The following is a 12987-nucleotide window of genomic DNA, read 5'->3' as shown; positions in this document are numbered from 1 at the left end:
AAATTCTGTTAAATAGCGCAGTGAGTTAAGAATAAAAGAAGCGGTAACTGGTCGTTAAGCGAATAAGACGTTACAATTTATTTACTTTCCACCAAACAGGATCTCACTATGTTGCAATATCAACCTACTCATGCCGTATTGAAAGATAAAATTATTCTTATCACTGGGGCGGGTGATGGTATCGGTAAAGAAGCCGCACTTACTTATGCGCGTTATGGTGCGACATTAATCTTGTTAGGTCGTACTTTATCTAAACTTGAAGATGTACAACAACAAATTATCGTATCTGGTGGGCAAAAACCGATGTTGTACCCTCTCGATTTACTTACCGCCACCGAACAAGATTATCAACAGTTTGCTAAAACCATTGCTAAACAATTTCATCATCTCGATGGTGTCTTACAAAATGCGGGTTTATTAGGCGTTGTAGAACCTATCGTTAATCAGCCTAGTTCGCTTTGGCATGATGTGATGCAAGTCAACGTTAATGCGACATTTATGCTGACCAAAGAATTAATTCCATTAATGCTAAAAGCGCCTCATGCTAGCTTAATTTTGACTAGCTCGAGTGTCGGGCGCCAAGGCCGTTATGGCTGGGGGGCTTATTCTGTATCTAAATTTGCCACAGAAGGCTTTATGCAAGTATTAAACGAAGAGTATACAGATAGCACTCTACGTATTAATTGTATTAATCCTGGTGGCACACGTACTGGTATGCGAGCCAGTGCATTTCCTGATGAAAATGCACAAAAACTAAAAACGCCTAAAGACATCATGCCGTTATATCTTTATCTGATGAGTGATGACAGTCTCAATGTGCGTGGACAATCTTTAGATGCACAACCAGGTAGAAAAGCAGGACCAGCAAAATAATCCATAAAATACCCCATATTGAGGTAACACGAATGAGCGATGCACAACACCAACAACGCCAACAACGTTTAAAAGAAAAAGTAGATACTAGAATTGAACAAGCTCAACGCGAGCAAGGTATCTTTATGATTTTTACAGGAAATGGCAAAGGAAAAACAACAGCTGCAATGGGTACCGCCACGCGTGCAGTTGGACATCAAAAAAAGGTTGGTGTTGTGCAGTTTATTAAAGGAACTTGGGAAAATGGAGAGCGCAATCTTTTAGAACAAGCAGGCGTCCCTTTTTATGTAATGGAAACAGGATTTACATGGGAAACTCAAGATAAAACGGCAGATACACATGCCTGTTTAAACACATGGCAATATGCACTTAAGCTGCTTAATTCTTCAGAATATGATTTAGTTATTTTGGATGAAATCACTTACATGATAACGCTTAATTATTTGCCACTTGAGGATGTTATCAAAGCAATAACATCTCGCCCCGCACATCAAAATATTATTATTACAGGTAGAGGTTGCCATAGAAGTTTAATTGAATTAGCAGATACAGTGACAGAAATGCGCCCAGTTAAACATGCATTTGATAGCGGTATTAAAGCACAAAAAGGAATAGATTGGTGACCTTATTCTACCCTATTTATATTATGAGAAAATGAATAATTATTTATATTAGTGCTGGCTCACTTAAAATGCCAGCACCAAATATTCTTCCAGTTTCTTGCATAAATTGAAAGTAAGCATCTTTATCATCGAATATATCATTTTGGATTTGTTGACTATAAATCATTGCCATTATCATAATATGCAAATGGTATTCATTATAAAAACCTAGCCTTTCATTCGCATCTCTTGATGCTAAATAAAGATCAATAATTTCATAAATAGCGCCCGCTTCCTCAATTAATTTTTCGTTATTAAAATCAATATTATTAAGTCTTGGGATAAAGTCATCTGTTCGAGTATTTTCTTTATTTATCCAACTATATTGATCACTCTCCGATTCTTTTAAAAGATCGTGTTCTGAATTAAAATGAATACCATATGGATATTTTGCTAAAAATTCATGGAATTCATCTTGTGAAAAACACTTAGTTAAAACATTCCCTATTCCGGTATTCTTCCAATCGGGTAAATAAGTAGGTATAGGTTCATTTAACGGCACATCACAACGGAAAACATTATTATCAATAAATAAGGCATCTGAACTATTAATTGCACCACTAACCAGTCGTCCATCAACCCATACTGGGCGTTTGTCTAAATAAAAACGTTGGCTGTTTTCTTTTGATGCAAATACAGAAGTAAAGCTATAGTAAATATCCCTAGCGGGATTAATTATTCCGCCATGATTTCCAGGGTAAACCATAAAAGTATTTTTCTTTCCATTAGCTTCCACTAATATATGTTTACCATTTTCTAATTTTATCTTTTTAATTTCACCATAATTAATCAGAAAATGAGTATTATCAATTTTAAATTCCAATGGGACTGTGCTGTTATTACTAATATAAAACACACCTGATTGTGCTATTGCAGTTGGATTAATTGGATCATCACAACCCACGGTAAGAGAAATTGCACATAACACTGTTGTTAAATATAAATAACGATACATATTATCGCGCATACCTTATCGTAATCGTAAAATATAATTATAATATCAACACAATAATTTTTGTTGTCTTGATATAAACATAATAGTTTTATTTATAATAAAAAGAAAGTCATCAAAAAAAGAAGCCCTCATAAAATACGAGGGCTTCTCTATTAATAATGAAATTTTAAATTAAAAAAATAAATAATTATTCGTTTAATTATTTTTTATTTCCTGCTGATTGACGACGGCTTGATACTCTTTTGGCTGGCGATGTTGATGTACGAGCGGATACTTTTGTATGACGTTTAACTGCTCGACGAATTTGATTTGCCTTAATTCGACGTTGATCTTTCTCTACCGCTACTTTAGTAACCGTTTCATCATTTAATTCAACCAACTGACGCAAGTAGTTAATTTGCTCAAGTCCTAATTCAACCCAACCACCGCGAGGCAAGCCTTTAGGTAAATCGATATCACCATAACGGACACGAATAAGACGGCTAACCTGAACGCCTACTGCTTCCCACATACGACGAACTTCGCGGTTACGACCTTCTGTTAGAGAAACGTTGTACCATTGGTTAATTCCTTCACCACCGCGATAGGAAACAGAACGGAATGAGGCTGGACCATCTTCTAATTGCACGCCTCGAGTCAATTGACGAATTTTTGTATCATCAATTTCACCAAAAACACGTACCGCATATTCACGTTCAACTTCACGGCTTGGATGCATTAAACGGTTAGCTAACTCACCATCTGTAGTAAACAGTAATAAACCACTAGTATTTACATCTAAACGACCTACCGCAATCCAACGAGCATGATTTAAACGCGGAAGACGTTGAAAAACCGTTGGGCGTCCCTGAGGATCGCTACGGGTACATAACTCGCCTTCTGGTTTGTAATAAGCCAAAACACGACAAACATCTTTTTGTGCTTCGCGAATGCTTAAAATACGACCATCTAAACGAATTTTAGCGGTTGTAGTAACATCAATACGATCACCAAGAGTAGCTTTTACGCCATCAATGCTGATACGACCTTCTTGCAGATAGCCTTCTATTTCACGGCGTGAGCCATGACCCGAACGAGCTAGAATTTTTTGTAATTTTTCGGTGCGTTGCGATTTATCGCTCATGAAACAACCTCATGTGTCGCCTTCACAGGCGTCATAAAATAAAATTAATTTTTTAAAATCAATCAAGTAAAAACAACCCTTGTTTACAATATCTTTTAACAACATATTATTTAACAAACAAAGGCTTATAATTTAAGGTAAACACTGTTGATAACAAAGCTAAATACCAACAGTGCTAACAAAAATAGTGCCAACAAAAACCACCTTTAACTACTTAAACGCACTTATCTAAGGTTAATGGTTATAACCAACTTAAAGGCATGTATCGTGACTTTTGTCGCAACGTATAAATTTAACACAAGCAGCCGTTAGCTTCACGTTTTATATCTTTATTACGCGATAAAAGCTGTCCACCAAAAGAATGCTGACTTGTTATTTAATGCTTATTGAAAAGGTGTGATATCACCCGTTCCTTCTCGCACAATAACAGGGCTATCTTCGGTTAAATCAATCACAGTGGTCGGTTTTTGCCCTAAATAACCACCGTGGATCACCATATCAACCTGTTTACTGAGTAAATCGTTGATCTCTTCAGGATCAGACTCAGCAAAATCATTGCCTGGTAAAATCAGGCTAGTCGACATTAATGGCTCACCTATTGCTTCTAATAATGCTAATGCAATAGGGTTAGACGGAACACGTAAACCTATTGTTTTACGTTTCTCATTCATTAAACGTTTAGGTACATCTTTGGTCGCTTTTAAAATAAAAGTGTAATTTCCCGGAGTGTTATTTTTAATTAACCGAAAAACCACATTATCCACATAGGCATAAGTTGCTATCTCAGATAAATCACGACACATTAAAGTAAAATTGTGATTTTTATCTAATTGACGAATACGACAAATTCTCGTCATTGCATCTTTGTTATCTAAACAACAGCCAATGGCATAACCAGAATCTGTTGGATAAATCACCACACCGCCTTTGCGTAAAATATCAGCACTTTGTTCAATTAAACGAGCCTGCGGATTATCAGGGTGAATATAAAAAAGTTGGCTCATACATCCCTCAACGACTTTCTGATGTTACTCCTGCCATAACGTCCAAACAGGTTCGACGCCACCGGGTAACCATAAATTACGTCCTAATTCTATCCACGAACAAGGACGATGAAAATCAGAACCTAACGATGCTTTTAACTCAAAAGATTGTGCTAATGCACCGTGTTGTTCTCGTTCTTGTGGTGGCTGTTGACATTGCGCCACTTCGATAGCATCGCCACCTTGTTGTTTAAAATAAAGCGTTAAACGTTTTAACCACTTAGAGGATAGACCATATCGGCCTGGGTGTGCTAACACAGCAACACCACCAGCGGCATGGATTGCCGTGACAGCGTCACCAATAGAGCACCATTGTGGCGGAGCATAGCCTGTTTTACCTTTAGCTAAGTAGCGTTTAAATACTTTATTAACAGAGTCTACGTGCCCTGCATTAACTAAAAAGCGAGCAAAATGTCCTCTTGTCACTTGTCCGCCTTGTGCTAACGCTTTTGCACCTTCCCAAGCATTTGGAATGCCCGCTTTTGCCAAACGCTCACCTATCATTTTAGCGCGTTCTTCTCGGCATTGGCTTTGTGAGGCAAGGCAACTTTTTATCACATCATGCCCAATATCAATATTAAGCCCCACAATATGGATTTCTATATTCTCCCACAAAGTCGATATTTCGACACCTGATATCAGGGTCAGAGGAAGATTTTTTTCTGTGATATAGCGAGTTGCGGGTTCAATTGCCGCCGTTGTATCGTGATCGGTTATTGCTAACACATTAATCTGACGCTCTACTGCTCTTTCAACTAACTCTTCAGGTGAAAGCTCGCCATCTGATGCGGTAGTGTGGCTGTGTAAATCATAAATCACTCGTAAATCAGATAGCCGTTCTGTCATTGGTTCTCCTTTTATAACCGCTAACAATACAATAATTTTTAAAGAGTATGCCACAAAGTACTTGACGAACCCAATCAGTTCTAGTTTACTAGTACACAACACGAGCTAGTTCGTTAATTGCTACTTATGATTATCTTTAAGGAGATCTTATGAACACCTATCAACATTTTATCGCTCTTTGGTGGCGCAATCCTATGTTATGGGCGGTTTGATCTCCGGCTTAGCGCCAGTGATATCAAAAACCCGCCTAGGCGGGTTTTTTTATGCGCCAAAACAAGTACGGCAAGCCACAAACAAAGACAATCAATATAGAGCGATACAATGAATACATCACACAGCTTCTCATTTAAAACTAAGGCAGCATCCTTACCTTATCACAGCGAACCGGCCTTGATTTTCAATACATTATGTGAAAATCGCGGACACACATTATTATTAGAATCAGCTCAAATAGAAACGAAAGCCAACTTAAAAAGTTTATTAATTGTCGATAGTGCATTACGCATTAGCGCATTAAAAAATCAGGTCACTATCGACGCGTTAACGGTTAACGGCCAAGCCCTATTACCAGGCATAAAAATCGCACTAAAAGAACAAGCAACGCTGATATCAGAAACAGCACAGCAGTGCGTATTTACTTTTTCAGCTACACAACAAAATATTGATGAAGAGAGCAAACTTAAATCAGCCAGCGTATTTGATGCTCTGCGTTTCTTTTTAAGTAATTCCAACGCTAATGATGCCCAGTTTATCTTTGTCGGTGGCTTATTTGCCTATGATTTAGTCTGTGGTTTTGAACCTATTGTAGATTTAGATAGTACTTTTTCTTGCCCTGATTATTGTTTTTATTTAGCAGAACAATTAATTGTTATCGACCATCAACATCGCGATAGCCAGTTAGTTTCAATTTCATTTACTGGCGATAAAACTGAAAACCAGCGTATTCAAGCGCGTCAACAACAATTAATTGAGCAGACAAAACAACCGTTAAAACAGCCGGATCCCCGCCGATTATCAGCCGAAGAAGCCGTGGTACGCGGCAATATGAATGATGATGGCTATGGCGATATTGTTGAAGCAATGAAAACCTATATTCGTCGTGGTGATATTTTCCAAGTTGTGCCTTCTCGCCGCTTTCAAGTGGCTTGCCCCTCACCACTTGCTGCTTACCAAGTATTAAAAGCGAAAAACCCAAGCCCTTATCTATTTTATATGCAAGATCCGCTGTTCACCGTTTTTGGGGCTTCACCTGAAAGTGCATTGAAATATCAAGCAGCAGATCGCCAAATTGAAATCTACCCAATTGCCGGTACTCGACCAAGAGGACGCAATGCGGACGGCTCTATCAATCAGGATTTAGATAGTCGTATTGAATTAGAAATGCGTACCGATACCAAAGAGCTTTCAGAACACTTAATGCTGGTTGATCTCGCTCGCAATGATTTAGCGCGAATTTGCCAAGCAGGTAGTCGTTATGTTGCTGAATTAACTAAAGTGGATCGCTACGCTTTTGTTATGCATTTAGTCTCTCGCGTTGTCGGGAAATTGCGTAATGATTTAGATATTTTCCATGCTTATCAAGCTTGCATGAATATGGGAACACTTTCAGGCGCGCCTAAAGTCAGTGCGATGCAATTAATTGCGCGCTATGAAAATACCAAACGTGGTAGTTACGGTGGTGCTATTGGTTATTTTACTGGTGCTGGAGATTTTGATACTTGCATAGTTATTCGCTCTGCTTATGTCGAAAATAATATTGCCACTATTCAAGTTGGTGCCGGAATTGTGCTTGATTCAGATCCCAAAATGGAAGCTGAAGAGACAAGAAACAAATCACAAGCCGTTATTAATGCCATTTTACAAGCACACACTGTCACGACAGCACAAGGAGCTTACTAATGGCGACTATTCTACTCCTCGATAATATCGATTCGTTCACATACAACTTAGTCGATCAATTGCGCAGTAATAATCATCAAGTGGTTATTTATCGCAATAATATGAGTGCCGATTTTATTGAACAAAAGCTCAATGAATTAACTCATCCTATTTTATTGCTGTCACCCGGCCCAGGAGCACCCTCACAAGCAGGTTGTATGCCTGAATTATTGCAACGAGTACTAGGTACTTTACCTATTATTGGCATCTGTTTAGGCCATCAAGCCATTATTGAAGCTTATGGTGGCAAAGTTTCTTCTTGTGGCGAGATCTTACATGGTAAAGCGACATTAGCTCAGCACGATGACAATGCTATGTTTAACAACTTACCTAACCCACTCCCTGTAGCCCGTTATCATTCGCTTTCTGGTGAACAAGTACCTGAAGAACTAATTATAAATGCGTGGTGCGATAACACCGTTATGGCGGTGCGTCACCGTCAACATAAAACCTGTGGTTTTCAGTTTCATCCGGAATCAATTTTAACCACAAAAGGCGCACAACTATTAGAACAAACTATCGCATGGGCACAGACGCCTAAAGGAGACGCATAAAATGGAAACTATCTTCAATAAATTATTTAGCGCACAACAATTAACGCTAGAAGAAAGCCAAACTCTTTTTAGCGCAATTATTCGCGGTGAATTAACTGAATCACAATTAGCGGCGGTATTAATTAGCATGAAAATGCGTGGAGAACATCCACAAGAAATCGCGGGTGCCGCTCGTGCTTTACTTGATAATGCACTGCCTTTCCCTCGCCCTGATTATACCTTTTGCGATATTGTTGGTACCGGTGGTGATGGTGCAAACAGCATTAATATTTCAACAGCAAGTGCTTTTGTTGCCGCTGAAGTAGGTATTAAAGTCGCAAAACATGGTAATCGCAGTGTATCTAGCCGTTCTGGTTCTTCTGATCTATTAGCTGCCTTTGGTATTGCATTAGATAATAGCGCTGCTGATGCTCGTCGATTACTTGATGATGTTAACGTCTGTTTTTTATTTGCCCCCCAATATCATAGCGGTTTTCGCTTTGCGGCATCTGTTCGTCAACAACTTAAAACGCGCACACTTTTTAATGTGTTAGGACCGTTGATTAACCCAGCTCGCCCACCATTAGCATTAATTGGGGTATATAGCCCAGATTTGTTACTCCCTATTGCCGATACCCTTAAAGTATTAGGTTATGAGCGTGCTGCTGTCGTTCATAGTGGCGGTATGGATGAAGTCTCATTACATGCACCAACACAAGTTGCTGAGCTTCATAATGGTGAAATCATCCGTTATGAATTAACACCAAGTGATTTTGGTCTACGCCCTTGTGCAATGTCCGATCTTGAAGGCGGAGAACCTGAAGTAAACCGTCAATTACTGACTGATTTACTACAAGGACAGGGTAAACGAGCGCACACCGAATCTGTTGCAGCCAATGTGGCGCTATTAATGCGCTTACATGGTCAGGAAGATCTAAAAATAAATACCGAAATTGCCATGCATACTATTTACAGTGGCAAAGCCATTAATCGTGTAAACGCACTAGCGGCAAGAGGATAAATTCATGACTGTATTAAATGCCATTGTTAAAGATAAAGCAGAGTTTCTGGTTGCCCGCAAAGCAGCTCAGCCACTATCAGAATTTCAGCACAAAATAACACCATCAACACGTTCGTTTTATCAGGCATTAACGCAGCCTCAAACGGTATTTATTCTAGAATGCAAAAAAGCATCCCCCTCAAAAGGATTAATTCGGGCCGATTTTGATCCAGCAACAATTGCTAAAATTTATCAGCCTTATGCAGCGGCTATTTCAGTTTTAACTGATGAAAAGTATTTTCAAGGAAGTTTTGATTATCTACAACAAGTGAGTAATGCTGTACATCAACCTGTTTTATGCAAAGATTTTATTGTTGATGAATATCAAATCTATTTAGCACGCTTTTATCAAGCTGATGCCATTTTATTAATGTTATCAGTGCTAAATGATAATGAATATCGTGCACTTTCAGCTGTTGCTCATCAATTAAATATGGGCGTATTAACGGAAGTCAGTACAGAAGAAGAGCGTCAGCGTGCAATTAATCTTAATGCCAAAGTCATTGGTATTAATAATCGCGATTTACGTGATCTTTCTATTGATTTAGCCCGCACCCAACAGCTTAGTCAAGGTTTACCGCAAGACGCCATTATTATCAGCGAATCAGGTATTCATACCCACCAGCAAGTTAAAGCGCTCAGCCAATTTGCGAATGGTTTTTTAGTCGGTAGCGCATTAATGTCGCAAGAAAATATCGACCAAGCAGTAAGAGCACTTACATTGGGAAAGCATAAAGTGTGCGGCTTAACCCGTACACAAGATATTAAAACGGCATATCTTGTGGGTGCTTATTATGCAGGGCTTATTTTTGCAGAAAAATCACCACGCAAGGTGACATTGTCACAAGCAAAAAAATTAATCACACAAGCCCCGATGAGTTACGTTGGTGTATTTCAAAATCAACCTCTTGAACTTATTTGTGATTATGCAGAAGAACTTAGTTTATCGGCAATTCAACTACATGGCCAAGAAGACAGCCAATTTATTAAACAGTTACGCCAAAAGCTTTCCCCTAACTGTGAAATTTGGCAGGCGATAAATATGGCGAAACAAGATGACATTCAGCCGATAGCTCTCGCTGATAAATATGTTCTTGATAATGGTGCTGGTGGCACAGGAAAAACCTTTAATTGGCAACATATTCCGAAAACCTTACGTGAAAAAGCATTACTAGCTGGAGGTCTTAACAGTGAAAACTGTTTAAGCGCAGTTAAAACAGGTTGTATCGGTCTTGATTTTAACTCTGGAGTGGAGTCTGCACCGGGTATAAAAGATCCCCAACTTCTTGCTCAAGTATTTAATCAATTACATCAAGATAACTTGTCACAAAGATAAAATTTTAAACAGGATGACAGCATAATGAGAAAACTTAATCCCTACTTTGGCGAATTTGGCGGCCAATATGTACCTGAAATCTTAATGCCAGCACTAGATCAACTCGAACAAGCATTTATTGATGCCCAAAGCGATCCTTCATTTCAGCAAGAATTCCAAGATTTACTAAAAAACTACGCAGGTAGACCAACAGCATTAACACTTTGCCGCAATCTTACTGAAGGTACTCGTACCCGTTTATATTTAAAACGTGAAGACCTATTACATGGTGGTGCACATAAAACTAACCAAGTGTTAGGCCAGGCACTGTTAGCAAAACGAATGGGCAAAACAGAAATTATTGCTGAGACAGGCGCAGGTCAACATGGTGTAGCAACAGCGTTAGCTTGCGCACTGCTAAATATGAAATGCCGTATTTATATGGGAGCAAAAGATGTTGAGCGCCAATCACCTAACGTTTTTCGTATGCGTTTAATGGGTGCTGAAGTGATCCCTGTTCACAGTGGCTCTTCTACCTTAAAAGATGCTTGTAATGAGGCCTTACGTGACTGGTCTGGCTGTTACGACCGCGCTCACTATCTATTAGGTACCGCGGCAGGCCCACATCCTTATCCGACCATTGTACGTGAATTCCAGCGAATGATTGGCGATGAAGCTAAAGCGCAAATTTTAGATCGCGAAGGCCGTTTACCTGATGCTGTTATCGCCTGTATTGGTGGAGGCTCAAATGCTATTGGATTATTTGCCTCATTTATTCCTGAAAGCTCAGTGCAGCTTATTGGTGTCGAACCCGCAGGTAAAGGCATTGAAACAGGTGAACATGGTGCACCATTGAAACACGGCAAACTTGGCATCTATTTCGGTATGAAATCACCGATTATGCAAACAGATGAAGGTCAAATTGAAGAGTCTTACTCTATTTCAGCGGGGCTCGACTTTCCATCCGTGGGGCCACAGCATGCACATTTAAATAGCATTGGCCGCGCCGATTATGTTTCTGTTACTGATGATGAAGCTATCGATGCCTTTAAAGCACTTTCTCGTCGTGAGGGAATTATTCCAGCATTAGAATCATCACATGCCCTTGCTTATGCTTTGAAATTAATCGCACAAAATCCGAATAAAGAGCAATTACTCATTGTGAACTTATCAGGCCGTGGCGATAAAGATATTTTTACTGTAAATGATATTTTAGCAGCGCGAGGAGAAATTTAATGAACCGTTATCAATTGTGCTTTAATACACTGAAAGAAAAAAACCAAGGTGCATTTGTTCCCTTTGTCACATTAGGTGATCCAACCCCAGCGCTTTCATTACAAATTATTGATGCTTTAATTGCTGGTGGCGCTGACGCCTTAGAAATTGGTATTCCATTTTCTGACCCCCTAGCTGATGGGCCAACAATCCAAGGCGCTAATTTACGCGCATTAAATGCAGATGTTACACCCACTACTTGCTTTGCATTATTAGCCCAGGTTCGTGAAAAATATCCTAATATTCCTATTGGGTTATTAGTCTATGCTAATTTAGTATTCAGTAATGGCATTGATAATTTTTATACTAAATGCCAGCAAGCGGGTGTAGATTCGGTTTTAATCGGTGATGTGCCACTACGTGAATCGCAAGAATTTCGCGAAGCTGCACAACGCGCCAATATTGCGCCTATATTTATCTGCCCACCTAACGCCGATGATGAGCTATTAAAAGAGTTAGCAACATCAGGTAAAGCTTATACCTATCTGCTTTCTCGAGCTGGTGTAACAGGTACAGATAAACGAGCAGTGACACCATTAGCACATTTAACAGAAAAACTAACCAGCTATAATGCACCACCTGCATTACAAGGCTTTGGTATTTCTGAGCCCAAACAAGTTAAAGAAGCTTTAGCCAATGGCGCAGCTGGCGCTATTTCAGGCTCTGCGGTGGTACAAATTATTGAGAAAAACCTTAATCAGCCAGATGTGATGCTAAAAACCCTAACCCAATTTGTAAAAGAGATGAAGGCAGCAACACTCACAGCATAATCACTCAATAGATTTCTATAAAAAATCCGCTTTAGCAGAAGAAAATTTCTTTTTCTAAGCGGATTATTCTCAATTATTATTCTAGTTATTTATCGAATCCCCTCTTTTATTCTGATAACAACTTATTGATCTATTGTGATATTGCTACATCTCATTTTCCTAAACAAAAAAATATTATTTTTAGTAAATATTTGGCAATATTCTATTTTTTGCACATACTTGAAACAGAGCTTTATCTTTACATTTCTTAAATAACCAATCACATCGTAACAATAGGGAGTTGAATAATGAAATTATGGGCGAAAATTTCTGCTGTGTTTGCAGCAATGGTTATGGCACTAGCTTTATCTGCATGTTCACCTACACCAACTTCTGAAGGTACTGGTGGATACTTTGATGATTCAGTAATCACTACTAAAGTAAAAACTGCACTTATTGGTGAAAAAAATCTGAACTCAACACAAATTAGTGTTGAAACTTTTAAGGGGAAAGTACAACTCAGTGGTTTTGTTTCTTCTCAAGCTGATGCAAATAAAGCCATAGAAACCACACGTAACGTGTCAGGTGTTAAAGGCGTAATTAACTCTATGGTTA

Annotated in this window: 11 protein-coding genes and 1 pseudogene; 8 read left to right on the top strand and 4 right to left on the bottom strand. The window is 38.9% G+C overall.

The features are described from left to right. Window positions 1–111 precede the first annotated feature (111 nt). Complete coding sequence (locus M997_RS09195) at window positions 112–873, top strand: YciK family oxidoreductase (protein WP_192876364.1); 762 nt, start codon at window positions 112–114, stop codon at window positions 871–873. 32 nt (window positions 874–905) lie between these two features. After that, window positions 906–1496 (top strand): cob(I)yrinic acid a,c-diamide adenosyltransferase, encoded by a 591-nt coding sequence (gene cobO / locus M997_RS09190; protein ID WP_064719823.1) that lies wholly within the window; start codon window positions 906–908, stop codon window positions 1494–1496. Window positions 1497–1539: 43 nt separating this feature from the next. Here cobO and M997_RS09185 read toward each other — a convergent pair whose 3' ends face one another. The 4 genes from M997_RS09185 to rnm form a co-directional block, all read right to left on the bottom strand. Beyond that, the gene (locus M997_RS09185; RefSeq protein WP_239994661.1) at window positions 1540–2502 is read right to left on the bottom strand and encodes a hypothetical protein; all 963 of its coding nucleotides are present in this window, start codon (window positions 2500–2502) and stop codon (window positions 1540–1542) included. Between the two features lie 187 nt (window positions 2503–2689). After that, complete coding sequence (gene rluB / locus M997_RS09180) at window positions 2690–3613, bottom strand: 23S rRNA pseudouridine(2605) synthase RluB (protein WP_064719821.1); 924 nt, start codon at window positions 3611–3613, stop codon at window positions 2690–2692. Window positions 3614–3996: 383 nt separating this feature from the next. Further along, window positions 3997–4617, bottom strand: a complete 621-nt coding sequence (locus M997_RS09175) for an L-threonylcarbamoyladenylate synthase (RefSeq protein ID WP_064719820.1) — start codon at window positions 4615–4617, stop codon at window positions 3997–3999. 24 nt (window positions 4618–4641) lie between these two features. Further along, a complete protein-coding gene (gene rnm, locus M997_RS09170) occupies window positions 4642–5502 on the bottom strand; it encodes an RNase RNM (RefSeq protein ID WP_064719819.1) in 861 nt (286 codons plus the stop codon). A 321-nt stretch (window positions 5503–5823) separates the two neighbouring features. On the opposite strand from rnm, the gene M997_RS09165 reads away from it, so the two are divergent. The 6 genes and pseudogenes from M997_RS09165 to M997_RS09135 all read left to right on the top strand — a co-directional run. After that, on the top strand, window positions 5824–7401 hold the full coding sequence (locus tag M997_RS09165; RefSeq protein WP_064719818.1) for an anthranilate synthase component 1: 1578 nt from the start codon (window positions 5824–5826) through the stop codon (window positions 7399–7401). Beyond that, window positions 7401–8994, top strand: a pseudogene (gene trpD / locus M997_RS17730) (bifunctional anthranilate synthase glutamate amidotransferase component TrpG/anthranilate phosphoribosyltransferase TrpD). The gene M997_RS09165 and the pseudogene trpD overlap by 1 nt, the downstream one beginning before the upstream one ends. A 4-nt stretch (window positions 8995–8998) precedes the next feature. After that, entirely contained in the window at window positions 8999–10369 is a 1371-nt protein-coding gene (gene trpCF, locus M997_RS09150; protein ID WP_064719815.1) for a bifunctional indole-3-glycerol-phosphate synthase TrpC/phosphoribosylanthranilate isomerase TrpF, read from the top strand. Window positions 10370–10393: 24 nt separating this feature from the next. Next, window positions 10394–11584: a tryptophan synthase subunit beta gene (gene trpB / locus M997_RS09145; RefSeq protein ID WP_064719814.1), complete on the top strand. Its 1191-nt coding sequence runs from the start codon at window positions 10394–10396 to the stop codon at window positions 11582–11584. Beyond that, entirely contained in the window at window positions 11584–12393 is an 810-nt protein-coding gene (trpA, locus tag M997_RS09140; RefSeq protein ID WP_064719813.1) for a tryptophan synthase subunit alpha, read from the top strand. Before trpB ends, trpA begins: the two co-directional genes overlap by 1 nt. A 287-nt stretch (window positions 12394–12680) precedes the next feature. Beyond that, window positions 12681–12987: BON domain-containing protein (locus M997_RS09135; RefSeq protein WP_064719812.1), on the top strand; the 307-nt coding region annotated here is incomplete at its 3' end.

Origin of the sequence: Proteus hauseri ATCC 700826, from assembly GCF_001654965.1 — a bacterium.
GTDB lineage: Bacteria > Pseudomonadota > Gammaproteobacteria > Enterobacterales > Enterobacteriaceae > Proteus > Proteus hauseri.
The sequence above is the reverse complement of the archived record's forward strand: the minus strand, read 5'-3'. Positions and strand labels throughout refer to the sequence as shown.